Consider the following 24146-nt stretch of genomic DNA (forward strand, 5'->3'; position numbering starts at 1 on the left):
GGAAATTCGCTCTCGAAAGGTTCGGAATATGATGGCACTGGTTCTCGCCGCGGTCGGTCTGATGACGGGAAGCGCGGTCGCCGCCGGCGTCGCGGGTCTGGCGGGCTCACTGGCCGGGAACGTCTGACCGGTTATTGCTGCGGGTCCGCGGCGATCGCGTCGCGGACCGTACTCTCCTGCGGGCCACGGAAAGTCGGCTCCGGGCGGAACAGGATCGAATAGACGGCCTTGGTGTCGGCCAATTGCTCGCGCAGCCAGTTCTCGCGGTAGACGGTGTTGTGCGGCATGGTGTCGTCGCCGACCGCGACGGTGTCGATGCCCGCCGCCCGGCACAGGGCGATGGTGCGGGGGAGCGAGAAATCCTGGGTGACCGCGATGGCGGAGCGGACGCCGAAGATATCGTGGGCGCGCACACAGGACTCATAGGTGCTGAAGCCCGCGTAATCCAGTGCGATCTTGGCCGCCGGGACGCCGTGCCCGACCAGGTAGTCGCGCATGCGGGTGGGCTCGTCGTAGGAGGCGCGGCCGTTGTCGCCGGTGAGCAGCAGCGCCTTCACCTTCCCGGCCTCGAGCAGTTGCCGGCCCAGATCCAGGCGGGCCTTCAGATAGTCCGACGGCCTCCCGTCCGGCTTCACCTCCGCGCCCAGCACGATCGCGACATCGGCGGACGGCGCACTCTCGACGCTGTACTCGTACTTTCGATGCGCCATCCGGATCCACAGATCCGACCCGATCAGCACAGCGAGACCCACCACCGCGAGCGCCACGCAGATCTTCACCACGCGCCGCCTCGGGAACCACGCGGCGACCCGGGTGCGGGTGGAACGAACGGCGGCGCGCAACTTCATGCCTGCCAGTCTGCCGCAAGCCGGAAAATTGTCCGAGCCGGTTTCGGCCGTGCCGGATCCCCGCTCAGACCGTCCGCACGCCGATCATCGGCAGCACCGTGCGCCGCGCGAATTCCCGCGCGGCCGCCTCGTCGGTGAGCGGAATCAGCCCGTCGGGCGTCAACACCAGCGACTGCCCCAGCCGCGCGAACACCTCCGCCACCAGATCCGCGTCGAACTCGGGCAGGTCACCGGAAGCCTGTAGCGCGCGCAGCTTCTCGGCCAGATAGGTGCGTCCGACCGCGAGGACCGGCCCGGCCTCGGTGGTCAGGCGCGGCAGGATGGTGTCCGGTTCGGTGCGCAGCAGCCGGCGCAGCAGCTTGTTGTTGGCCAGCTGGATGATGAACGCCGCGAACACCTCGACCAGCTGCGCGTCCCCGGACTTGCCGACGGCTGCGGCCTGCACTCGCTCGTCGATCGAGGCGATGAACAGCTGCGCCTCGCGCACTCCGACCGCGGCGACCAGATCGTTCTTGGATTCGAACCGACGGTAGAGGGTGGCCGGGCTGATGCCGGCGCGGCGCGCGATCTCCCCCATGCTGGTTCGCTTGATCCCGAAGTCCAGGAACGCCGACAGCGCGCTTTCCAATAGCTGTTCGCCTTCGGCCCGCGGCTTCTCGAGAATGCGTTGCAGGATGGTGGGAACGGACGGCATCGAGTCTCCAAGTCGATCGGGTGGACGACCCCGCGACAACGCGGTGAACGGCCGAGGCGCGGTAGCGCACAGGCCGATCCGAAAGTATCGCATCGCCTCGGGGCGCCGACTCGTGCCCCGTCCGATCAGTGAACGCCCGGTCCGATCAGCGGACGTCGAGGGCAGCCATTTCGCTCTCTATCGCATTGGCCGCGAAATCGATTCCGCTGGAACGCAGTTCGTGGACGCGGCGCTGGAGCGCTTCGAATCCCCCTGGCTGCGCGGCGATGTCGGCCACGCTGATGCGCTGTCGGTGCATACCGTCGTGCTTGTACGACACCGTGAAACCTCCTGCTAGCCCCGAGCGCGCACCCGGCTAGCGGCTGCACAGCGCGGGCCGCCGGGAACGCATCCGCCGATGCTAGCAGCGGACTGACTGGTCACTTGATCAGTGTGGGGATTCTCACACGCCCCTTTCAGTCACACCTCTTGACCCTGGCGATGTAGCGCCGAGTTGTGCAGGTATGCGGCCGCATTCAGGCGAATGTGATCGCGCTCGGCCTCGCTCAGCTCCCGGCGCACCTTGCCCGGGACGCCCGCCACCAGCGACCCCGGCGGAATCTGCGCGCCCTCCGGCACCAGCGCGTTGGCCGCGATCAGACTGCCCTCGCCGATCACCGCGCCGTTGAGCACCGTCGCGCCCATCCCGATCAGCACGTCATCGCCGACGGTGCAGCCGTGCAGAATCGCGTTGTGCCCGACCGAGACACCCTCGCCGACGGTGCACGGGAAGCCGGGATCGGCGTGCAGCACGCAGCCGTCCTGGATATTGCTGCGCGCGCCCACGGTGATCTGGTCCATGTCCCCGCGCAGCACCGCCGAATACCAGACGCTCACTTCGCCTTCCAGCCGCACCCGGCCGGCCACGGTGGCGTTGGGCGCGATCCACGCGGTCTCGTCGATCTGCGGCGCATGCTCACCCAGCTGAATCCTCATGGGCCGAACTTAGCGGCGGAACAGGGCGCGATGGGCCGCGGGGGTGGTACCCAGCAGGCGGTGGAAGTGGTGGCGCAGATTGACCCCGGTGCCCAGCCCGGAATCGGCGGCGATGCGATCCATGGTGTCCTCGGTCGATTCCAGCAGCAGGCGAGCGTGATCCACACGCTGCTGCAGCAGCCACTGCTGCGGGCTCGCGCCGGTGCGGTCGCGGAAACGACGGGTGAAGGTGCGCCGCGACATGAGCGCCGTGCGGGCCCAGCCGTCCAGGTCCACCGGCTCGTCGAGATGCGTTCTGGCCCAGACCATGGCGTGCTCGATCGGATCCTGATCGGTCGACTCCGGCACCGCGATCGGGATGTACTGCGCCTGCGAGCCACTGCGGTGCGGGGCCAGCACCAGCACGCGAGCCAGCGCGGCGGCCACCCGGCTGCCGTGGTCGGCGCGCACCAGATGCAGGCAGCAGTCCAGGGCGGCCGCGGTGCCCGCGGAGGTGATCAGATCGCCGTCATCGGACCACAACCGGTCGGCGCGCACCCGCACCGCCGGAAAGGCGCGGGCCAGCTCCGCGGCCGCCGACCAGTGTGTGGTGATCTCGCGGCCGTCGGCCAGACCGCTCGCCGCCACCGCCCACGAGCCCAGGCACAGGCCGACGATTCGCGCGCCGCGCGCGTGCGCCCGATGCAGGGCGTCCCGAACCGGCTCGGGCAGTGGGCGATCGAGCTCCCAGCTGGGGATTACGACGGTATCGGCGGTCTTGGTCGCCTCCAGGCCGTGACCGACCACGATGTCGAAACCCGCGGCGGTGGCGATGGTTCCGGGCTGCTCGGCACACACCACCACCCGGTACGGACTGCCGTCCGGGCCGCCCGCGCCGATCCGGCCGAACACCAGCGTCGGGACGGACAGGTGGAACGGGCTGACCCCGTCGTAGATCAGCACGGCGACGGTGTGCTGCGGTTCGGGCCGGGTGAGCGGGGCGATACTCATGGCCCGATTTTATCGATACAGGGCCTGCGGGCCACTGTCGGCGCGGATCGTTCGCCACGAAACTCGAAGGCATGACGAACACGATCAACACCGCGACCGGCGCCACCACCGTCGAACTGCTCCACATCGGCGGCCCCACAGTGCGATTCGCCTACGGCGACCTGGTTTGGCTGACCGACCCCACCTTCGACGGCCCGAGCGAGCACCAGGGCCGGGTCACCCTTATCAAGCTGACCGGTCCCGCCGTGCCCGCCGCCGAGATCGGGCCGGTGGACGTCGTGCTGCTCTCGCACGACCAGCACGCCGACAACCTCGACGTGTCCGGGCGGGAATTCCTGGCGAGCGTGGAGACAGTGCTGTCCACTCCGGACGCGGCCGGACGCATCGAAGGTGTTCGCGGGCTGGCGAACTGGGAATCGGTGCAGATCGGCGCGGTGACGGTGACCGGGGTGCCCGCGCTGCACGGGCCGGAAGGGTGCGAGCCGATCACGGGCGTGGTCACCGGATTCGTGCTGCAGGCCGACGGGCTGCCGACGGTGTACGTCTCGGGCGACAACGCCTCGGTCGAGTACGTGGAGCGGATCGCCGAACGCTTCGGACGCATCGATCTCGCGATCCTGAATGTCGGTGGCGCGAATGTCGGCGCGTTCGGCGACCACGATCTGACCCTCAACGGCCGCACCGCCGCCCAGGCGTCGATCGCGCTCGGCGACGCGCTGATCGTCCCCGTGCACGCGGAGGGCTGGGCGCACTTCTCCGAGCACCTCGACTACCTGGCGCACCGGTTCGCGCTCGCCGACCGCGGCCACCTGCTGCGCATTCCGACGCCCGGCGAGGTGCTCGCGCTCGCGGCAGCGTGAACGGGCGACCGACACCCGCGATAGGCGATAACCGGCCGATTGCCCCGAACTGAAATCGGGCCGTGGCGCTGATGGCGGCGCGGCCCCGGCCGGGGAACTATGACGGTATGAGAATCGGGGTTCCACGCGAGGTCAAGGAACAGGAATACCGCGTCGCCCTCACCCCGGCCGGCGCCGGGGAACTGGTGCGGCACGGACACGAGGTGCTGATCGAGGCCGGAGCGGGCATCGGTTCCGGATTCCCCGACGCCGCCTACCTCGAGGCGGGAGCCCGCACCGCGCCACACGCCGACGACGTGTGGGGCGCCGCCGAACTGGTGCTGAAGGTGAAAGAGCCCATCGCCGAGGAGTATCCGCGCATGCGGGAGGGGCAGGTGCTGTTCACCTTCCTGCACCTGGCCGCCTCGCGGGACTGCACCGACGCCATCCTGCGCTCCGGCATCACCGCCATCGCCTACGAGACCGTGCGCGCCGCCGACGGCAGCCTGCCGCTGCTCGCCCCCATGAGCGAGGTGGCGGGCAAGCTCGGCAGCATGGTCGGGGCGTATCACCTGATGTCACCGCAAGGCGGGTCCGGTGTGCTGCTCGGCGGGGTGCCGGGCGTGCCGCCTGCGGACGCGGTGGTGCTGGGCGGGGGAGTGGCGGGCAGCAACGCGGCCAACGTTGCGGTCGGGATGGGGGCGCGAGTCACGGTGCTGGACACCAATATCGCGCGGTTGCGGGAACTCGACGCCCGGTTCGGAGGGCGCGTCATCACCATCGGATCCAATGCGGCCGAGGTCGAGAAGGCCGTGCTCGCAGCGGATCTGGTGATCGGGTCGGTGCTGGTGCCGGGTGCGCGCGCTCCGAAACTGGTGCCCGACAGTCTGGTTGCCCGCATGCGGCCGGGCGCGGTGCTGGTCGACATCGCCATCGATCAGGGCGGGTGCTTCGAGAGCTCGCATCCCACCACCCATGCGAAACCGACATTCCAGGTAGCGGACACGCTGTTCTACTGCGTGGCCAACATGCCGGGTGCGGTGCCGCACACGTCCACCGTGGCGCTCACCAATGTGACGCTGCCGTATGCCCGCGCCATCGCGGAGCTGGGCTGGTCCGGTGCGTGCGCCGCGGATCCCGGCCTGGCTCAGGGTTTGACGGCCGACGCCGGGCGGCTCTACACGCCGGAGGTCGCTGCGGCGCACGGGCTGCGGCCCGCGGTCCGCGTCGGCTCCTGAACCGGCAGCGGGCCCGCAACCGGGTGAATCCGGTTGCGGGCCCGCCGTTTCCGTCGGTCAGTTGTCGGTCGAGCCGAGCGCCCAGTCCGGGCCCGCGCCGTCGGCCGGGATGTCGTGCAGCTTGTCCGGGTTGCGCACCACGTCGATCTTGGTGATCCGGCCCTCGTCGATGGTGAACGAGAAGACGCCGGTGTTCTTGCCGTCGAACACCACCAGTCCGGGACGCCCGTTGACCAGCACCGGACGGCCCCACGCGCCACCCACCTCGGACGCGAACTTCAGGAACCCGAGCAGCGTCTTGGCCACCTTGTCCGCACCGTGCATCGGATGCAGGAACGCCTGCACCTTGCCGCCGCCGTCGGAGGTGAAGGTGACATTGGAATCCAGCACGCCCAGCAGTGCGCTCAGGTCACCGGACCGCCACGCCACCGCGAACGCCGACACCACCTTCTCGTGCTCGTCGGCGCTGGCCGGGAAGCGGGGCGTGCCCTCCTCCACGTGTTTGCGGGCCCGAGAAGCCAACTGGCGCACCGCCGCCGGGGTGCGGCCCACCACTTCCGCTACCTCGGGACCGGTCATGCCGAAGACGTCCTGGAGCACGAACGCGGTCCGTTCGGCGGGCGAGAGTGATTCCAGCACCACCAGCAGCGCCGTGGTGACCCGCTCGTCCTGCGAGATGCGGTCGGCCGGGTCGTCCCAGGTGGTGATCTCCGGCTCCGGAAGCCATTCGCCCACATACTGTTCGCGCCGGGCGCGCGCCGATCCGAGGTAGTCCAGGGCCAGGCGGCCGGTGACCGTGGTCAGCCAGGCGCGCAGATTCTCGATATCCGCACCCTCCGGACTGGTCTCGTAGTACCGGACCAGCCGCAGCCACGCCTCCTGCACCACATCGTCGGCGTCGCTGAGACTGCCGAGCGTGCTGTACGCGACCCGCCGCAAATATCCGCGATGCTCCTCGAACCGCCGCGCCAGCTCGGCCTGATCGGGCCCGTTCCGCCGTTCGTCACCACTCATCGCACACCCTCGCCTTCGCTCACGCCCGCCCGCCGGGCGAACCGTCTACAGCACCGACGAAACAGTTCGGCGGACTGTGACATTCACCTGACGAACATAGTCAATCCGACCGGCCGGTTCAGGAATGACGAACCCGAAACCACCGGGACCACTGCGCTGCCGCGAGGATCCACACTGCCGTGGGAGCGAAGTCGTCACCGCCCGCGCGACCCGCGCCGCGCCGCAAGATTTACCGCGTACTCACGGGGTCGCCGAGGGCTGATCGCCGGCGTCGGTGAGTCAGCGCCGCCGGAGGTAGGCGGCGGTCGCGGCCGCCAGCGCGGTGGCGACCTGCACCGCCTCCGAGAGTCGCACCGCGCGGCGGAGGTCGTGGACGCGGGGGACCGGTCCATCGCCCAGGGTCGGGCGCATCTCGATGCCGTGCCGGTATTCGGTGCGGCCGCCCAGGGTCACGCCCAGCGCGCCAGCCATGGAGGCCTCGGCCACACCGGCATTCGGGCTCGGATGCTTGCCGGCATCACGCCGCCAAGCTCGCCACGCAGTGGCCGGGCGGCCGCCGATCACCGGTGCGAGGGCGGTGGTGAGCAGGCCGCTGACGCGGGCGGGCGCGAGATTGGCGACATCGTCGGTGCGCGCGGCTGCCCAGCCGAACCGCTCGTAGCGCTCGTTGCGGTAGCCGACCATCGCGTCGAGGGTGTTGATCGCCCGATACGCCAGCAGGCCCGGAACTCCCGCCACCGCGCCCCAGAACAGCGGCGCCACAGTCGCATCCGACGTGTTCTCGGCAATCGATTCCAGCGCGGCCCGCGCCAGCCCGTCCGCGTCGAGCGACTCGGGATCGCGGCCGCACAACGACGGCAGCAAAGCCCGCGCGCCCTCGATATCGCCGGACTCGAGCCGGTCCGCCATCTCCCGCCCGGTCTTCGCCAGGGTGGTCCCGCCGAGCACGGTCCAGGTTGCGGCGGCGGTCACGGCAACCTCCCCGAGCGCCCGCGCCACGGTGACATCGCCACGCCGCCGCCCGTTCCGCCCGGATACCGCTCGCCGCACCGCGACACCCAACCCCGTGACAGCTCCGACCAGCACAACTTCGTGCACCACCCCGGCCGCCCGGCTGTCGCGATAGGTGACCCGCTCGACCCGCATTGCCGCCGAACCGAACCCGGCCACCGGATGCCCGCGCCGAGGATCGCCCAGCACCCGATCCAGTCCGAACCCGAGCAGCAGCCCGGCCGCAGTAGCAGTCCCCATACGCACCCGGCGAGGTTAGCGGAGGCCGGTACTCCGACCGGAGTCAGCGGCGGGTGCCGCCGTAGCGGTCGGCGAGACGGGCCTCGTTGGTGGCGGGTTTCGGCTTCGGTGCCGGGTCGTTCGGCTTCGCCGTCTTCGTCGGAGCGGGCGTTTCCGCCGCGAGGTTCTCGGTCGTCGCGGTGTTCGTCGCCTGAGTTGCGGTGGCCGGTTGGGCGGCCGCTTCGGACTTCTCGCGGCGGCGGGCACGGATCTCGGACCAGACGAAGTAGCCGAGGCCCAAGGGGGCCATGACGCCGAAGGCCAGCCATTGCAGGCCGTAGGAGAGGTACGGGCCTGCGTCGAGTTGGGGGAGGGCGTCGGGGGTGAAGGCGCCCGGCTGGCCCGCGTCGAGCTGGAGGTAGCCGCCGAGGCCGTTGGTGGGGATCGGGGTGAGGGGGAGGCCCAGGACCGCGGCTTCCTGCTGGGTGTCGGTCGAATAGACCTGGCGGTAGCCGTCTTCCGTGGTCGGGGGCTTCTTCTCGATGATGCCCTCGGAGGCGCGGACGCGGGCTTCGAGGTGTTGCGGACCGGTCGGCGGGGCGGCGATCACCGGGGGACGGGTGCCGCCCTGGGCCGCCGCGATCTGGCCGCGATCGACCAGCAGGGTGCGGCCGTCGTCGAGGCGGAAGGCGGCCAGGACGGTGTAGGCGGGCTGGCCGTCGAGGTGACGCAGCCGGACCAGCACCGTCGAATCCTGGACGTAGCTGCCGGTGGCGGTGGCGCGCCGCCATTCGGTGTTCTTGCCGTCGCCGGACAGCATGGTCGTGACATCCACCGGGTCGGCGTGCACCGAACTGGCGATCCGGTCATTGCGTTCGGAGGTGCGGGTGTTCTTGCCCAGCTGCCAGGGGGCGAGCACGGTGAAACACAGGTAGGCGAATCCGGCCACCACGACCGCGAGGATCAGCCAGCTGGGACGCAGCAGGAAGGTGAGACGGCGCAGCAGCGCGGTTATCGAACTCATGCGTCCCTCCGGGTATCCCCGGCGGTCTCGCCGAGCTGTTCGCGCACCCAGTCCAGCATGCCCGGCACGGCCGCCTCGATCTGCTCGCGCACCAACGCGAAATCGGACTGGTCGCCGTAGTAGGGGTCGGGCACCGAGCGGCCGTTCGCGTGCGGGTCGAAGCTGCGCAGCAGTCGCCGCCGATCCGACGGCACCCCCATCCGGGCCAGGTCCCGCTCGTGCCCGGTATCCAGGGCCACCACCAGGTCGGCGTCGCGATGGTCGGCCCCGATCACGGCCGCGCTGTGCCCGGTCGGATACCCGTGCGCGATCAGCTCCCGGTTGGTCCGGTGATCGGCCTCGTCACCGACATGCCAGCTCCCGGTCCCGGCGCTGCTCACCCGCACCCGATCCGCCAGCCCGGCCCGCTCCAGATGCGCCGCGAAGATCTTCTCGGCCATCGGGGAACGGCAGATGTTGCCGGTGCAGATAAACGTCACATGCAGGTCGCCCACGACAGCCATTCTGGCCGGTAGGCGCGGAAGGCGGCCACGTAGGGTGGACGGCTGTGCCGGACGACACCGACTTCCACGATTTCGACCATGCCAGGCTGCGGCACCACGGAGACGTGGACGCGCGCCCGGGCATGGTGGATTTCGCGGTGAACGTCCAGGGCAGTGCGCCGCCGCGGTGGCTGCGGGAACGGCTGGCCGGACGGCTCGGTGAGCTGGGGCGGTACCCGGGCGACGGGGACGAGCGGGCGGCCCGGGAGGCGGTCGCCGCGCGGCACGGGCGGTCCGTCCACGAGGTGCTGTTGCTGGCGGGAGTGGCCGAGGGATTCGCCATGCTGCCGCGACTGGGGTCGCGGCTCGCCGCGGTGATCCACCCGTCTTTCACCGAACCGGAGCTGGCGCTGCGCGAAGCGGGGGTGCCGGTGGAGCGGGTACTGCTCGAACCGCCGTACCGGCTCGACGGCGCGGTCGTTCCAGAGGACGCGGACCTGGTGGTGGTCGGCAATCCCACCAACCCCACCTCGATGCTCCACACGGCCGACAGCATTCGGGCGCTACGCCGGCCGGGCCGGATCGTGGTCGTGGACGAGGCCTTCGCGGACGCGGTGCCGGGGGAGCTGGAATCGCTTGCCGGAGAGCGCTATCCGGATGTGCTGGTGTTCCGCAGCCTCACCAAGACCTGGGCGCTGGCGGGGCTGCGCTGCGGATACGTGCTCGGCGCACCCGAGGTGCTGGCCCGCTTGAATCACGGCCGCCCGCACTGGCCGCTGGGCACCCTGCAGCTGGAAGCCATTGCGGCGGTGAGCGAACCGTCCGCCGTCGCCGAAGCGCAGCGCAAGGCCGAGGCCATCGCCGCCGACCGCGCCGCCATGATCCCGCGGCTGCGGGAACTGGGCATCGAGGTGCACGAGCCCGCGTCCGGGCCGTTCCTGCTGCTGCGGGTGCCGGACGCGGAACTGCTGCGAAAGCGGCTCGCGGACAAGGGGATCGCGGTGCGCCGCGGTGATACTTTCCCCGGACTGGAAACGGGTTACCTGCGGGTGGCGGTGCGGCCGGCGGAGGCCGTGGACCGGCTCGTCGCGGCCATCCGGGACGTGGGTCTGTGAACGCGGTTATGAGCGGGGACTTGTGGGCCGGTGATCGACAAGGAGGTTCGGTTGTGGTGACGACGGTGCGATTGGCGGATCTCATCGCTGCATTGGATGCGGCGTACCCGCCCCAGCTCGCCGAATCCTGGGATTCGGTGGGTCTGGTGTGCGGTGATCCCGGCGACCAGGTGACGCGGGTGTTGTTCGCCGTCGACGCCACCGCCGCGGTCGTCGACGAAGCCCTCGACTGGGGCGCGCAGGCGCTGGTGGTCCACCACCCGCTGCTGCTGCGCGGCGTCGACACCGTCGCCGCCGATACCCCCAAAGGCGCGCTGCTGCACCGGCTCATCCGCTCCGGCTGCGCGCTGTTCACCGCCCACACCAACGCCGACTCCGCCGATCCCGGCGTCTCGGACGCGCTCGCGCACGCCATCGGACTCACGATCACCGGTCCGCTCGACGCGAAACCGCTGACCGCACTGGACAAGTGGGTGGTGCAGGTGCCGATCACGCACCGCGACGCCGTGCTGGACGCCCTGTTCGCCGCGGGCGCGGGCAGCGTCGGGAACTACTCCGACGCCGCCTGGACGGTCTCGGGCACCGGCCAGTTCCGTCCCCTCGAAGGCTCCAACCCGGCCCTCGGCGTGGCCGGTGAACTGCACGAGGTGTCCGAGGACCGGCTCGAGCTGGTCGCCCCGCCGTCACGCCGAGCCGCCGTGCTGGCCGCGTTGCGCGCCGCTCACCCCTACGAGGAACCCGCCTATCACGTCACCGAACGCGCCGCCCTGCCCTCCGGCCTGGGCATCGGCCGCATCGGCGAACTCCCGGCCCCGGAAACCTTGCGCGAGTTCACCGCCCGTGTCCGCGCCGCCCTGCCCGACACCACCTGGGGCGTGCGCGCCGCGGGCGACCCGGACCGCGTTATCCGCACCGTCGCGGTCTGCGGCGGCGCGGGAGATTCCTTCCTGGGCAAGGTCTCCCGCCTCGGCGTCGACGCCTACGTCACCTCCGACCTGCGCCACCACCCCGCCGACGAACACCTGCGCGCCGGCGGCCCCGCCCTCGTCGACGCCGCCCACTGGGCCACCGAGTACCCGTGGTGCGCCCAGGCCGAAAGTGTGGTGCGCCACGCCCTGCCCGCCCTCGAGACCCGCGTCTCGACCCTGCGCACCGACCCCTGGACGATCGGCGCCTCGGACTGCTGACGCGTGACCGGCGCGACCTCCTCGACCCCGCCCGGCCCGGTGAATTTCCGGCCCGGCCCGGTCGGCGGGAGCGTTTGTCCTGCTAGAGGCGGGCTTGGCGTTTCAGGCCCGGCCGGGGCGGTACGGTGGGTGTCTTGAAATCGTCCTTAGCGTCCAGGAGACCTTCGCGTTGAATGCCGAATCTTCGATCCAGGCCAAGCTGCTCGACCTCGCCGCCGTCGACGCCGAGCTGACGCGGATCGAGCACCGCCGCAAGGTGCTGCCCGAGCAGCAGGCGGTGGACCGGCTGGCGGCCGAGCGCACCACACGCAAGGACGAGGCGGTGAAGGCCGAGATCCTCATCGACGACCTGGACCGCGACATCCGCAAACTGGAAGGCGAGATCGAGGCCGTCCGCAAGCGCGAGGAACGCGACCGCGGCATGCTCACCGCCGGTTCGGTCGGGGCCAAGCAGCTCTCCGAACTGCAGCACGAGCTGGGCAGCCTGGAACGCCGCCGCAAGGTGCTCGAGGACGACGAGATCGAGGTGATGGAGCGCCGCGAGGCCGCCGCCGCCGCGCACGCGCACGCCGGCGCCAACCTGGATCAGGCCGAAGCCGAACTGGTCGACGCCGAGCGCCTGCGCGACAGCGCCCTCGCCGACCTGGCCGTCGCCCAGCAGCGCTGCGACTCCGACCGCATCGCCCTCACCAACTCCTTCCCCGCCGACCTGCTCGCCGCCTACGACAAGCAGCGCACCACCTACGGGGTCGGCGCCGCCCTGCTCCAGGCCCGCCGCTGCGGCGCCTGCCGCATCGAACTCGACCGCGGCGAAATCTCCCGCATCACCCAGACCGCCTCCGACGTGGTCGTCCGCTGCCCCGAATGCGGCGCGATCCTGGTGCGCACCAAGCACTCCGGACTCTGATCGACCGGCGCGCGGCAGGCCCCGGCCGTCCGACGCGGAACCGGAGGCGGCTCGAATGCCGCGAGCCGGTGTGGCGAAGCGCGAGAATATCGACGCCGTCACGCACCGGGCCCGCGGCGAGATGGCCCGGCCGCTCGGCTGAGACGCCGGCACGGCGTCTCGGATGATGCGGGCGCACCGAAGCACAGCGCGCCGACGGCCTCGGTGGTGGCACGGCGGTGCGGCACGCGGGCGCAGTTTTCGACGGCACGGAAGGTGAACAGCGTTGGTGGACATGGTGATCGTGGAGGCGGACGGCGGCTCGCGCGGCAATCCTGGGCCCGCCGGGTACGGCGCGGTGGTGTGGGACGCCGAGCGGGCGCGGGTGCTGGCCGAGCGTAAGGAATTCCTGGGGGTCGCCACCAACAATGTCGCCGAATATCGCGGGCTCATCGCGGGTTTGGAGGCTTCGGCCGAGCTCGGGGCGCGAGAAGTGGCCGTGCGCATGGACTCCAAGCTGGTCGTCGAGCAGATGTCGGGCCGTTGGAAGGTCAAGCACGAGGCCATGATTCCGCTCGCCGACCGGGCGCGACGACTGGTCGCCGGATTCGATCGGGTGAGCTTCACGTGGATTCCGCGCAAGGAGAACTCGCACGCCGACCGGCTGGCCAACGAGGCCATGGACGACGCGGACACCGTCGCCGAAGTCCGTTCGGCGCTGACCGAGTCCGGTCAGGCGCTCGGGCGCACGGCCGACCTCTCGTCCGGCTCAGCGAATTCCGCTGCCGGTGACAACGCTCCGGGTGGACAGCAGGCGCTGACCGCCGTGGTGGGGGAGATCAGCGCCGCAGTGGCGGGTGGCGTGGTGGAAGTCCCCGAGGCCGTAGCGGCGACCACGCCGGTGACCGGTTACGCGCCCGGGTGGACCGGCGCCGTCGGGCGGCCGACGCGGCTGCTGCTGTTGCGGCACGGGCAGACGGAATTGTCGGTGCAGCGGCGGTATTCGGGTCGCGGCAATCCGCCGCTCACCGAGCTCGGGCGGGAGCAGGCGGCCAAGGCGGCGGCCATGCTCGCGAGCAAAGGCGGGATCGAAGCCATCGTGTGCTCGCCGCTGAGCCGGGCGCGCGAGACCGCGGCGGCGGCCGGGCAGGCGCTGGGATTGCCCGTCCGGGAACTGCCCGGGCTCACCGAGACCGATTTCGGTGCGTGGGAAGGCATGACCTTCCAGGAAGCCCGCGACCACGATCCGGAACTGCACGCGCGGTGGCTGGGCGATCCGTCGCTGCCCGCGCCCGGCGGCGAGAGTTTCGACCAGGTCCGGGAACGCGTCGAGGCGGTCCGCCGGGATCTGGTGGCGATGTATCCGGGCGCGAATGTGCTTGTGGTCAGCCACGTCACGCCGATCAAGACGCTGCTGCAGCTGGCGCTCGGGGTGGGTCCCTCGCTGCTGTACCGGCTGCACCTGGATCTGGCGTCGCTGTCGGTCGCGGAATTCTATTCCGACGGCGGCTCTTCGGTGCGGCTCGTCAACGACACGTCGTATCTCTGACCCCGAACCCCCCTGAAACCCCCTGGGCTTCAGGGGGGTTCGATTCACGGCCGCAGCGTCGCCATCAGGAACTCGGTCTGGTCGTAGACGGCCTTCTCGAACCAGTCGTCGAAGTAGATGTCGAAATGGCCGATCGGGTAGCGCTTCACCGTGGCGTGCTTGGTGCGCTCGGCGGCCTTCACCGTCGGCCCGGCCGGGGCCACCGAATCGTTGTCGCAGATCGCGTACAGCACAGGCGCTTTGATGTCCTTCACATGCCGGGTCGGATTGTCGAACAACGTCGACAGCCCGATCCGCGCCGCCACCTTCGGCCGGTACTGCGCACTCTCCTCGGCGAGCCGTCCGAACCCGGCGGGCACGTCGGCGGCGCTCATCAACGCCGCCGAATGCTTCTTCCCCGCCAGCCGCGCGGTGATCGGACGCCGAATGATCGGTCCCACCACCTGATCCGCGACCGCCAGCGTGCCCGTCTTGAACAAGCTGAACGGGCCCTTCGCCAACGCCGAGGACCAACCGCTGGTGAACGGGCACTGCGCGACGACCGCCGCGATGTAATGGTCGTCCGGCGCCACCGCGAGCACGTGCCCGCCACCGAAAGAACTGCCCCATAACGCGATTCGAGTCGCGTCGATGCCGCGAATCGTGCGCGCGTACGCGATCGCCGCATGCCAGTCCTCGCGCTGCCGCGCGATATTGATCAGCTGCCGCGGCTCACCACCGCTGGCCCCGAAATGCCGATAATCGAAGGCCAGAGCCGCGATTCCGACCGACGCGAACCGCCGGGCATAGCGATCCAACCCCATTTCCCGGTCCGCCCCCAGCCCGTGCCCCATGACCACCAGCGGGCGCGGACGCGGCGGTCCATCGGGGAGATACAGCCATCCTGCGCACTGTTCGACACCCGAAGGGAACCCCACCTCGACACGCTCCATGACGCCCTACCGTACCCTGGTGGCCGCGGACGAGTCGGTCGGGCGGCCGCGGCGAGAGGAACGGGCAACACGTGTGCCGCAGCCTCTTGCCGAGGAAAGTCCGGACTCCGGAGAGCAGGGCGGTTGTTAACGGCAACCCGGGGCAACCCGCGGGACAGTGCCACAGAAAACAAACCGCCGGCGGGCCGCACTTCGCGAGAAGTGCACCGCCGGTAAGGGTGAAACGGTGCGGTAAGAGCGCACCAGCGTGCCGGGTGACCGGTGCGGCTAGGTAAACCCCGCCCGGAGCAAGGTCGAAGGTCGGACTCGCGAGAGTGCGACTGCGCAGGTGTTCGAGGGCTGCTCGCCCGAGCCTGCGGGTGGACCGCTCGAGGCACCCGGCAACGGTGTGTCCAGATGGATGGTCGCCACCCGGCGTTTCGACGCCGGGGACAGGATCCGGCTTACAGACCGACTCGTCCGCCCTGAATCTTCTGCCCCTGCAGTTCGCTCCGGGGCGGGTTCGGGGCGCTGGAGGTCTCGTTCTTCCCTCCCTCCGCTCCTCCGCTGCGCTCCCCCGCTCCACTCGGTCCAGAACGAGACGCGCCCCGAACCACTGGGTGAATCCGGTGCTCTATGTTGCGGGGTTGTTATCTCGTCGGCGGCGTGCGTGGCGCGGTGCCATGATGGAGGCACACCATCGGGTATTCGATGGCGCGGAAATCGTTTCGCGGAGCGAACAATGGATGTTCTGTATCTGTTGATCGGGTGGCTCGCCGCCCTCGTCGTGATCGCCGGAATCGGCATGGCGGCCGGGGTACGGGTGGTCGCCCAATACGAGCGGGGGGTCGTATTCCGCCTGGGGCGGGTGCGAGCGGTCCGGGAGCCGGGGTTGCGGCTGCTGATCCCGGGCGTGGACAAGATGTCGAAGATCTCCCTGCAGGTGATCACCATGCCGGTGCCCGCCCAGGAAGGGATCACCCGCGACAATGTGACCGTCCGCGTGGACGCCGTCGTCTATTTCCGGGTCATCGACCCGATGCGCGCCCTCGTCGAGGTACAGGATTACCTGTTCGCCGTCGCGCAGGTGGCGCAGACCTCGCTGCGGTCCATCATCGGCAAGAGCGAGCTCGACGATCTGCTGTCCAATCGCGAGCAGCTCAACAAAGGACTCGAGCTGCTCATCGACTCCCCGGCGCTGAACTGGGGCGTGCACATCGATCGCGTCGAGATCAAGGATGTGGCCTTGCCGGATGCCTTGAAGCGCTCCATGTCTCGCCAGGCCGAGGCCGAACGCGAACGCCGCGCCCGCGTCATCTCCGCCGAAGGCGAATTGCAGGCGTCGCACAAACTCGCCGAGGCCGCCGCCAATATGTCCGCCGCGCCCGCGGCACTGCAGCTGCGATTCCTGGAGACCGTGGTTCAGGTTGCGGCGGAGAAGAATTCGACCCTGGTACTGCCGTTCCCGGTGGAGCTGCTGCGTTTCCTCGAACGCAGCGGGCGCCCGCCGGCCGAGACCGCGCCGGAGGATCCCGGCGCGTCGTGAGAGATGAGGAAGTCAGTCATGGCGGGTTTCGTACAACCGGCGGCCATCGTGGTGCTGTTCGGCATCGCGTATGGATTCAAACTCTTCAGCGCCAAGTTCCCGAGCGGTCTGCGCGGTAAGTAGACCGCGGCGCGAAATTCCGCGGGCGGGCGGCGTGATCGACACCGCTCGCCCGTTTCGCTGCGCGCAGCACTCCGGTGGATGAGAATTGCGGCGCGCGACACGGTGTGTACCGGCGCGGCTCGGCGTGTCGGGCGGGTTATTCGCCTTGAACTGGCACCGAACGTGATCGACGTCATAAAGTGTTGCGCGTTGGAAAGTTCCGTTGCGGTCCGCAACGGACGAAGGGCTCGACAATCGTCGGAAAGCAGGTCTCGTCTCAATGCGAATTGCTCGCAAACTGGCAGTGGGTGCGTTCCTCGCCGCTGCCGCTTCCGCAGTGCTGGGTGCCGGTTCCGCCTCCGCGGTCGCCATCACCCCGCTGCCGGGCGGGGTGCAGGTGGATCTCACCGCGGCGGACACCCAGTGGGTGGCTCAGAATCACTTCGGACAGGTCATCGCGGGCCTGCCGCACCCGTCGGCCGCTTCCTTCGGGGAGGCCCTGGATTCCGCGGCGGCGCTGTCGTCGCAGTACCCGGGCGGTCGTGTGGTGTTCACCGTGTACGGTCCGTTCAACGAGCTGAACGGCACCATGCTGGCCCTGCAGTAGGGTCGGCTTTCCCTCGTGGAACTGCATCAACGGATCAGGTCGGCGCCGGTGGACTTCGGCGCCGTCCGGACCGAGTTCGGACTGGCCTCGGACTACCCGTCCGAGGCCGTCTCGGAAGCCCGCGACGCGGTCGACGCGTTCGCGGGCGCCCGAGCCGACCGGCGGGAGATTCCGCTGGTCACCATCGATCCCCCGGGTGCCATGGATCTGGACCAGGCGGTCTACCTGGAACGCACCCCGGACGGCGGATTCCTCCTCTACTACGCCATCGCCGACGTCGCCGCGATGGTCGTCCCCGGCGGGCCGCTGGCCCGCGAATCCCTGACCCGCGGCCAGACCTTCTACTTCCCCGACGGCACCGTCCCACTGCACCCGACCGCGCTGTCCGAGGGCCGCGCCAGCCTGCTGCCCGACGTGGACCGCCCCGCTGCACTGTGGACCATCGAATGCGACGCGCACGCCGAACCCGTGCACTGGACGGTCACCCGCGCGCTGGTCCGCTCCCGCGCCCGCCTGGATTACCAGAGCGTGCAGGCCGACGCCGACGCCGGCCGCCTGCACCCCTCGATCGCCGCGCTGCCCGAGTTCGGGCGGCTGCGCATCGAGGCCGGTATCGCGCGCGGCGCCATCACCCTGCGGCTGCCCGACCAGACCGTGATCCGCGACGCCGAGCAAACCGGCATCGACCACTGGCAACTGGCCCTCGAACCGCGCACCGCCGCCGACGATTGGAACGAGCAGGTCTCCCTGCTGACCGGCATGTGCGCGGCCCGAATCATGCTCGATGGACATGATTCGAACGGCTCCGGCAACCCCGAACAACCGGGTTTGCTGCGCACCATGCCCCCGCCCGCCCCCGCCGCCATCGCCTCCATGCGCCGCACCGCCGCCGCGGTCGGGGTGCCGTGGCCGCCCGGCGAATCCGCGGGCCGCATGCTGGCCGCCCTGGACTGCAACACCCCCGCCGCCCTGGTGCTCATGTCGGAGGCCACCGGCCTGCTGCGCGGCGCCGCCTACACCATCCTCAACGGCCAGGCCCCGGACACCTTGCAGCACAGCGCGATCGGCGCCCCCTACGCGCACGTCACCGCCCCGCTGCGCCGCCTCGCCGACCGCTACGCCACCGAGATCTGCCTCGCCCATTGCGCGAAAACCGAAGTCCCGCAGTGGGTCCGCGACGAACTCGGCGCCGCCGTCGACACCATGCGCCGCACCGACGCCCTCTCCGCCAAAGTCGAACGCGCCTGCCTGGACCTCACCGAGGCCACCGTCCTGTCCCCGCGCGTCGACACCGACTTCGACGCGGTCGTGCTCCGCGAAGCCAACGGCACCCGCCCCGCCGAAATCTTCATCGCCGACCCACCCGTCCTCGCCAAATGCACCGGCACCCCACCCGAAGGCGACACGGTGCCGGTGCGACTCGCCGTCGCGGACCCCGCAACCCGCACCGTCACGTTCGCCTACCCCGCCGGACCAGCGCCATCGGCGCCATACTCGACCTCATGATCGTCGAACCATTTCCGCAGTGGCTGCGCCCGCCGCCGGGGGGATTCGTCGCCGAAGACCTCGATCGCCTTCCCTGCCTGCCGCCGCACACCGAGTTGATCGACGGGAGTCTCGTCTTCGTGAGCCCGCAATCGAAGTTCGACCGCCTTGCCAACGTGCTGCTGGACGCCGGACTTCGCCGGTTCGTTCCGGCGCATTTGCGGGTGCGGGGAGAAATGACGGTCACGCTGGACCGTGATCAGCGTCCCGAGCCGGACGTCATCGTTGCGTTCGCGGACCGGGACGGTGACTACGATCAGACCGGATACCAGGCCGATGATGTGTTACTCGCTGTGGAGATCGTCTCACCTGAATCCCTGACTCGGGACCGCGAGCGTAAGCCCCAGCTGTATGCGAAGGCCGGAATCGCACATTTCTGGCGCGTAGAGAATGTCGATGGGAGGCCGGTTGTCTACGTCTACGAACTCGATCCGGCCTCCGGCGTCTACGCGCTCACCGGAATTCACCATGACCGGTTGAAGTTGACCGTGCCGTTCGAGATCGACATCGATCTCACCGAGATCGATAGGCTCTGAGCGCGATTCGCGGCTAGTCCAACGGGTGGTGGTGCACGAACTCGACGGCGTCGGGGTATTGCTCGAGTGCTCTGGCGGCCGCCGTCTCCTCGGCGTCGCAGAGGCGCTGGTAGCTGGAATCGGCGTCGGCGACGTGGGTGCGGATGGTGTGCAGGGCCTCCACGGCGTCGCGGTGGTCGCCGAGTACGCCTTGTAGGTGTTTGGCCTGCTTGCCGAGGTTCTCGGCGGGTTTGCCGAGGACGGTGGTGGCGGCCTCGGCGGAGTAGCGCAATCGTTTGGCGGCCTTGCGGATGTCGTGCAGGCACTCGATGCGGTCGGCGTCGGCCAGGCCGTGTTCGGAGTGCACCAGGTGGCGTAGCTCGCGCAGGTCGCGGCGCAGCACTTTGGTGAAGACCGGTTCGGCGGGTTCTGTCGCGCGGGAGTCCTTCTTCAGCGGGGGGTCGGTGATCAAGGCGTGCAGGGTGCCGAGCAGGGCGGTGTAGCGGTCGTTGTCGAACGCGTCGACCACCGCGCGGTGCGCGTCGGCGTAGATCGCTCGCTCCTCGGCGACCAGGCGTTGCCCGAAATCCTCTCGGCGAGTGGATTTCTCCCCGGCGTCGGCGAGCGGCACGCCCGTATCGCCGAGTAGGGCGGTGAAGCGTTCGGCGCGGACTTCGGCGTCGCGAGCCACCCCGAGCAGCCCGGCCAGCCAGCGGAGCTCGTCGGTGATCTCGCCGACCGCCCGGCGCCGCAGCACCCGGCGGTAGGACTTCAGCACGCTGCGCAAGCGGCGGGTGGCGACCCGCATCTTGTGCACCGAATCCGGAAGGTCTTGGCGCACATCGGGTTCGGCGGTGCACAGCCGGTCCACGTCGGCGGCTACTGCGTCGATCAAGGCGGGACCGGCTGTGGCGCTCATCTACGTCCTGTACTTGTCCGTGGCCTCCACCAGGTGGTGGGTGATGCCGGGTTCGAGGGCCGCGTGGCCGGCGTCGGCCACCAGGTGCAGTTCCGAACCGGGCCAGGCCCGGTGCAGGTCCCAGGCGCTGGTGGCCGGGCACACGACGTCGTAGCGGCCCTGCACGATGACGCCGGGAATGTCGGCGATGCGGTCGATGTCGCGCAGCAGCTGGCCCTCGTCGAGGAAGCCGTGGTTGACGAAATAGTGGTTCTCGATGCGGGCGAAGGCCAGCGCGAAGCGCGGATCGGCGGTCTCGGTGACCCGATCCGGTTGGGGCAGTAGGGAACTCGTGGCACCCTCCCAGGTGGACCACGCGACGGCCGCGTCGGTGGCGAGAGCTGAATCGGGGGAGTGCAGCAGGCCGTGGTAGACCTCCACGAGGTCGCGGCCGCGGTCGGCTTCCGGCACCGGCGCCAGGAACTTCTCCCACTCGTCGGGGTACACGTACCCCGCGGAGCCATTGTAGTACCAATCGATTTCTTTGCGCCGCAACAGAAATATGCCGCGCAGCACCAATTCGGTGACCCGCTCCGGGTGGGTCTGGGCGTAGCTCAGAGCCAGCGTCGAACCCCAGGAACCGCCGAACACCAGCCACTGCTCGACGCCGAGATGCGTTCGCAGCCTTTCGATGTCGGCCACCAGATCCCAGGTGGTGTTGTGCTCGAGGCTCGCCCCGTCGGCGATGTGCGGCGTCGAATGCCCGCAGCCGCGCTGATCGAAGAGCACGATCCGGTACGCCGCCGGATCGAAGAACTGCCGGTGATAGGGCGCGGTGCCGCCGCCCGGCCCGCCGTGCAGGAAGACCGCGGGCTTGCCGTCGGGATTGCCGCTCACCTCGTAGTACAGCGACTGGCCGTCACCGACGTCCAGCATGCCCTGCTCGTAGGGCTCGATCGCCGGATACAGAGTGCGCATCAGCCCGCCACCAGGCCCGCTGCCATATTCGGGATCTCCAGCGCCGACAGCGTCTGATCACGCACGTCCGAACAGCTCTTGGTGGTGACCCGGTCCACCACGCCCCGCTCGTTGGGCAGGAACAGGCCGTTCTGCACCGCCCACTGCACCACGGTGGCGTTGAACGCGACCTTGCCCAGCGTCGGCCCCTGCACCCGCCAGTCCGACAGCTGCGGGCGCAGCATGTCGCACAGCTGCTTGGCCTGGTCCTCGGAAACGTTCAAGGGCGCACCGGTGCTGGGCACGGTGGCCGATGCGGTCGTCGGCGAGCCGGAGCTCTGCTGCGACGGCCCGGTGGTGGTGTTCCCGCAGGCCGCGGTCAGCGCGACGGTGGCTACCGCCGCGCCCAGCAGCGAAGTACGGCGGATCCAGCGACTCATTCCACGATCCATGACTTCCCTTTGGTCGTTCCAGCTCGTTGGCTACCGAGTCTGCCACCAAAAGTGGGCCGTGGACCGAGAAGGCAGGGCCCGAAAGCTGCCGGATAGCCGAACGCTATCAATGGTGCCGCATGGGTTGTAGGCGCGGCCAAGGTCGCCTCCCGCGTGTGGCACCGGCCCGGCGCGCACCGAAACGCCCCCGCGATCAGTGCGGGGGCGTTCGTGTTCAGCGTGCGGCTGGACGGCTCAGTAGCTGTGCTCCGGGCCGGGGAACACCCCGCGCCGCACCTCGTCGGCGTAAGTGGCTGCGGCGGTCCGCAATTGACCGCCCACATCGGCGAACTGCTTGACGAACTTGGCGGTCTTGCCGCCGGTGTAGCCCACCATGTCCTGCCAGACCAGCACCTGCGCATCGCATTCCACGCCCGCGCCGATGCCGACGGTCGGAATGGTCAGCTTGCGGGTGACCTGCCCGGCCAGCTCCGCGGGCACCATCTCCATGACGACGGAGAAGGCGCCGGCCTCCTGCACCGCGATGGCGTCGGCGATGAGCTGCTCGGCCCCGTCGCCACGGCCCTGCACCCGGAATCCGCCCAGCGTGTTGACGCTCTGCGGGGTGAACCCGATGTGCGCCATCACCGGAATGCCGGCGGCGGTCAGCTTGTGGATGGTGTCGGCGACGCGCTCACCGCCCTCCAGTTTCACCGCGTGCGCCCCGGCCTCCTTCATGAACCGCACCGCCGTGGCGAGCGCCTGCTCGGGGGAGGACTCGTAGCTGCCGAACGGCAGGTCGGCCACCACGAGCGCGTGCGGAGCGCCCTTCACGACACCGCGCACCAGCGGGATCAGTTCGTCGACGGTGATCGCCACGGTGGTGTCGTAGCCGTACACCACATTGGCGGCCGAGTCGCCGACCAGGAGAACCGGAATCCCGGCCTCTTCGAAGAGCCGAGCGGTGGAGTAGTCGTAGGCGGTGAGCATGGACCAGCGTTCGCCCGCCTGCTTCATCTGCTGCAGGTGCTGCACTCGCGTCTTCCGCTTCGCGGGAGTTGTCGGCGCCGAACCGTACACAGGGGTTTCCGCATCGGATACGGACATCATCGTCCCTTTCGTCGTTTCCTCGAGGCCCGTGCCGGGTCCCCGGGTTGTTCTGACGTCCTCAGTCTGCCATTCCGGCCGCTCACGCCCGAGATGCAATTGCTCACATCTCAGCCGACCGGTCCCCTTCCGAGCTGGACGCGAGCCGACTGGTTCTGACCCGTCGGGTCGACCCACTTCAACGTGACCGTGTCGCCCGGGTGATGCAGGTCCATGGTGGCGGTGAGGTCGGTGGCCGAGGTGATGGCGTGGTCGTCGAGGCCGGTGATGACGTCGCGGGCCGACAAGCCGAGCTGATCGGCGGGACCGCCCTGCACCACGCCCCGGATCAGCGCGCCGCTGCCGGTGGAGCTCACCGAGACGCCGATGAAGGCGGTGTCGCCGATGTGCACGCGGTCCGACCCCTGGCCCGCCTGGATCTGCTTGGCGACCGTCACGGCCTTGTTGATCGGAATCGCGAAGCCCAGCCCGCCGCCGTTGTCGAAGCGGAACCCCTTGGAGGCGGCGGTGTCCATGCCGATGACCTGCCCCGCGGCGTCGACCAGCGGACCGCCCGAGTCGCCGGGTTCGATATTCGCGGCCACCTGGATGAGCCCGGTCAGCTGCTCGGCACTGCCGGTGGCGTCGTCGCTGGCGGTGATCGAACGGTCCAGCGCGGTGACCGCGCCCGAGGCGGGCGTCGGCGTGCCCCGCCCGCCCGCATTGCCGACGCCGACCACCGCGTCCCCGACCGCCACCTTGTCCGAATCGCCGAGCGGCGCGGTCCGCAACCCGGACGCCCCGGTCAGCTTGATGACGGCCATGTCCTCACTGCGATCGAACCCGAGCACGGTGGCGTCATAGCTCTGCCCGTTCCCCAGATCGGTGGCCGAGATCTTGGTCGCGCCCTCCACCACGTGATTGTTGGTGAGCACGATGCCGTCCGAGCCCAGCACGATGCCGGTGCCCGCGCCCTCGCCGTTCTGCATACCCAGCTCGGTCTCGATATCCACGATGCCCGGCACCACATTCCGCGCGGCGGCGTCGAGATCAGCTGGGGGAGTGTGGAAGTCGATGGGCTGGCTCTGCGTCACCCCGCCCGGCGACTGCGCGATCGGCGTGCCCGGCAGCGTCGACGGCCCGCAGGCCACCAGTCCCAGCGTGGCGGCGAGCGCCACCACGGCGGCCGCGCCGGCGCGCAGCGTGCGAGAGCGGGTGGTGGACCGAATCGGCGAAAGCGGTTGCACGGACATGGCATCCCCTCGTACGTAGAGCCCCCCGGTTCTCTCCCCATTAAGCATGCGGTTCCTGAGAGCGGCCTGGGGACTTTCCGTGCGATCGCCCACGTACCGCGTGGACGCGGCTCCGAACCTCTACGGTGGCCGAATCCGTGGCATGCGTGAGGTGCGTGACAGAGACGGAGCGCACACCGGCGGTCGGGCGCGATGTGAACGGAGAGATATATGGATCAGCTGAG

Annotated in this window: 25 protein-coding genes and 1 other RNA gene; 11 read left to right on the plus strand and 15 right to left on the minus strand. The window is 69.8% G+C overall.

The window, feature by feature from the left end; all coding sequences use genetic code 11:
* Positions 1–131 precede the first annotated feature (131 nt).
* The 5 genes from ACYVKL_RS30800 to ACYVKL_RS30820 all read right to left on the minus strand — a co-directional run bounded on the left by ACYVKL_RS30800 (position 132) and on the right by ACYVKL_RS30820 (position 3507).
* Entirely contained in the window at positions 132–848 is a 717-nt protein-coding gene (locus tag ACYVKL_RS30800) for a SanA/YdcF family protein (protein WP_379173326.1), read from the minus strand.
* Between the two features lie 64 nt (positions 849–912).
* On the minus strand, positions 913–1542 hold the full coding sequence (locus ACYVKL_RS30805; protein ID WP_379173329.1) for a TetR/AcrR family transcriptional regulator: 630 nt from the start codon (positions 1540–1542) through the stop codon (positions 913–915).
* A 145-nt stretch (positions 1543–1687) separates the two neighbouring features.
* Entirely contained in the window at positions 1688–1861 is a 174-nt protein-coding gene (locus ACYVKL_RS30810) for a hypothetical protein (protein ID WP_213560258.1), read from the minus strand.
* A gap of 140 nt (positions 1862–2001) precedes the next feature.
* Positions 2002–2517 carry a gamma carbonic anhydrase family protein gene (locus ACYVKL_RS30815; protein WP_357096816.1) on the minus strand — a complete coding sequence of 172 codons (516 nt, stop codon included), beginning with the start codon at positions 2515–2517 and terminating at the stop codon, positions 2002–2004.
* A 9-nt stretch (positions 2518–2526) separates the two neighbouring features.
* A complete protein-coding gene (locus ACYVKL_RS30820; protein ID WP_379173331.1) occupies positions 2527–3507 on the minus strand; it encodes a GlxA family transcriptional regulator in 981 nt (326 codons plus the stop codon).
* Positions 3508–3578: 71 nt separating this feature from the next.
* On the opposite strand from ACYVKL_RS30820, the gene ACYVKL_RS30825 reads away from it, so the two are divergent.
* Positions 3579–4367, plus strand: a complete 789-nt coding sequence (locus ACYVKL_RS30825) for an MBL fold metallo-hydrolase (RefSeq protein ID WP_379173332.1) — start codon at positions 3579–3581, stop codon at positions 4365–4367.
* Positions 4368–4474: 107 nt separating this feature from the next.
* Positions 4475–5584, plus strand: coding sequence for an alanine dehydrogenase (gene ald / locus ACYVKL_RS30830; protein WP_379173334.1), 1110 nt, complete (start codon positions 4475–4477; stop codon positions 5582–5584).
* Between the two features lie 57 nt (positions 5585–5641).
* On the opposite strand, the gene sigJ is transcribed toward ald, so the two are convergent.
* The 4 genes from sigJ to ACYVKL_RS30850 all read right to left on the minus strand — a co-directional run bounded on the left by sigJ (position 5642) and on the right by ACYVKL_RS30850 (position 9355).
* On the minus strand, positions 5642–6598 hold the full coding sequence (gene sigJ / locus ACYVKL_RS30835) for an RNA polymerase sigma factor SigJ (RefSeq protein WP_379173336.1): 957 nt from the start codon (positions 6596–6598) through the stop codon (positions 5642–5644).
* A gap of 279 nt (positions 6599–6877) precedes the next feature.
* Positions 6878–7849, minus strand: coding sequence for a cobalamin biosynthesis protein (locus tag ACYVKL_RS30840; RefSeq protein ID WP_379173434.1), 972 nt, complete (start codon positions 7847–7849; stop codon positions 6878–6880).
* A 43-nt stretch (positions 7850–7892) separates the two neighbouring features.
* Positions 7893–8831, minus strand: coding sequence for an SURF1 family cytochrome oxidase biogenesis protein (locus ACYVKL_RS30845; RefSeq protein WP_379173436.1), 939 nt, complete (start codon positions 8829–8831; stop codon positions 7893–7895).
* Between the two features lie 17 nt (positions 8832–8848).
* Positions 8849–9355 (minus strand): low molecular weight protein-tyrosine-phosphatase, encoded by a 507-nt coding sequence (locus ACYVKL_RS30850; RefSeq protein ID WP_379173339.1) that lies wholly within the window; start codon positions 9353–9355, stop codon positions 8849–8851.
* A 44-nt stretch (positions 9356–9399) separates the two neighbouring features.
* Here ACYVKL_RS30850 and cobC point away from each other — a divergent pair, with 44 nt between their 5' ends.
* The 4 genes from cobC to ACYVKL_RS30870 all read left to right on the plus strand — a co-directional run bounded on the left by cobC (position 9400) and on the right by ACYVKL_RS30870 (position 14071).
* Positions 9400–10449, plus strand: a complete 1050-nt coding sequence (gene cobC / locus ACYVKL_RS30855; protein ID WP_379173341.1) for an Rv2231c family histidinol phosphate aminotransferase CobC — start codon at positions 9400–9402, stop codon at positions 10447–10449.
* A 56-nt stretch (positions 10450–10505) separates the two neighbouring features.
* Positions 10506–11636, plus strand: coding sequence for a Nif3-like dinuclear metal center hexameric protein (locus ACYVKL_RS30860; protein ID WP_379173343.1), 1131 nt, complete (start codon positions 10506–10508; stop codon positions 11634–11636).
* Positions 11637–11805: 169 nt separating this feature from the next.
* The gene (locus ACYVKL_RS30865) at positions 11806–12543 is read left to right on the plus strand and encodes a zinc ribbon domain-containing protein (RefSeq protein WP_357203549.1); all 738 of its coding nucleotides are present in this window, start codon (positions 11806–11808) and stop codon (positions 12541–12543) included.
* 274 nt (positions 12544–12817) lie between these two features.
* On the plus strand, positions 12818–14071 hold the full coding sequence (locus ACYVKL_RS30870; RefSeq protein ID WP_379173438.1) for a bifunctional RNase H/acid phosphatase: 1254 nt from the start codon (positions 12818–12820) through the stop codon (positions 14069–14071).
* Positions 14072–14115: 44 nt separating this feature from the next.
* Here the strand turns inward: ACYVKL_RS30870 and ACYVKL_RS30875 are convergent, their stop codons facing one another.
* The gene (locus ACYVKL_RS30875) at positions 14116–15003 is read right to left on the minus strand and encodes an alpha/beta hydrolase (RefSeq protein ID WP_379173346.1); all 888 of its coding nucleotides are present in this window, start codon (positions 15001–15003) and stop codon (positions 14116–14118) included.
* Positions 15004–15033: 30 nt separating this feature from the next.
* Between ACYVKL_RS30875 and rnpB the strand changes: the two genes are divergently transcribed.
* The 5 genes from rnpB to ACYVKL_RS30900 all read left to right on the plus strand — a co-directional run bounded on the left by rnpB (position 15034) and on the right by ACYVKL_RS30900 (position 19318).
* An RNA gene (gene rnpB / locus ACYVKL_RS30880) (RNase P RNA component class A) lies at positions 15034–15465 on the plus strand.
* Between the two features lie 259 nt (positions 15466–15724).
* The gene (locus tag ACYVKL_RS30885; protein WP_379173348.1) at positions 15725–16528 is read left to right on the plus strand and encodes an SPFH domain-containing protein; all 804 of its coding nucleotides are present in this window, start codon (positions 15725–15727) and stop codon (positions 16526–16528) included.
* A 382-nt stretch (positions 16529–16910) separates the two neighbouring features.
* Positions 16911–17237, plus strand: coding sequence for a hypothetical protein (locus ACYVKL_RS30890; RefSeq protein WP_213560268.1), 327 nt, complete (start codon positions 16911–16913; stop codon positions 17235–17237).
* A gap of 15 nt (positions 17238–17252) precedes the next feature.
* On the plus strand, positions 17253–18743 hold the full coding sequence (locus tag ACYVKL_RS30895) for an RNB domain-containing ribonuclease (protein ID WP_379173351.1): 1491 nt from the start codon (positions 17253–17255) through the stop codon (positions 18741–18743).
* Entirely contained in the window at positions 18740–19318 is a 579-nt protein-coding gene (locus ACYVKL_RS30900) for a Uma2 family endonuclease (RefSeq protein WP_379173353.1), read from the plus strand. Before ACYVKL_RS30895 ends, ACYVKL_RS30900 begins: the two co-directional genes overlap by 4 nt.
* Before the next feature lie 13 nt (positions 19319–19331).
* On the opposite strand, the gene ACYVKL_RS30905 is transcribed toward ACYVKL_RS30900, so the two are convergent.
* The 5 genes from ACYVKL_RS30905 to ACYVKL_RS30925 form a co-directional block, all read right to left on the minus strand.
* A complete protein-coding gene (locus ACYVKL_RS30905) occupies positions 19332–20216 on the minus strand; it encodes a CHAD domain-containing protein (protein WP_379173356.1) in 885 nt (294 codons plus the stop codon).
* Entirely contained in the window at positions 20217–21173 is a 957-nt protein-coding gene (gene pip, locus ACYVKL_RS30910; RefSeq protein ID WP_379173358.1) for a prolyl aminopeptidase, read from the minus strand.
* Complete coding sequence (locus ACYVKL_RS30915; protein ID WP_379173360.1) at positions 21173–21592, minus strand: hypothetical protein; 420 nt, start codon at positions 21590–21592, stop codon at positions 21173–21175. The genes pip and ACYVKL_RS30915 overlap by 1 nt, the downstream gene beginning before the upstream one ends.
* A 246-nt stretch (positions 21593–21838) precedes the next feature.
* A complete protein-coding gene (panB, locus tag ACYVKL_RS30920; RefSeq protein ID WP_213560274.1) occupies positions 21839–22690 on the minus strand; it encodes a 3-methyl-2-oxobutanoate hydroxymethyltransferase in 852 nt (283 codons plus the stop codon).
* A gap of 110 nt (positions 22691–22800) precedes the next feature.
* Positions 22801–23922: a S1C family serine protease gene (locus tag ACYVKL_RS30925; protein ID WP_379173362.1), complete on the minus strand. Its 1122-nt coding sequence runs from the start codon at positions 23920–23922 to the stop codon at positions 22801–22803.
* Positions 23923–24146 lie beyond the last annotated feature (224 nt).

Source organism: Nocardia tengchongensis, assembly GCF_054781395.1.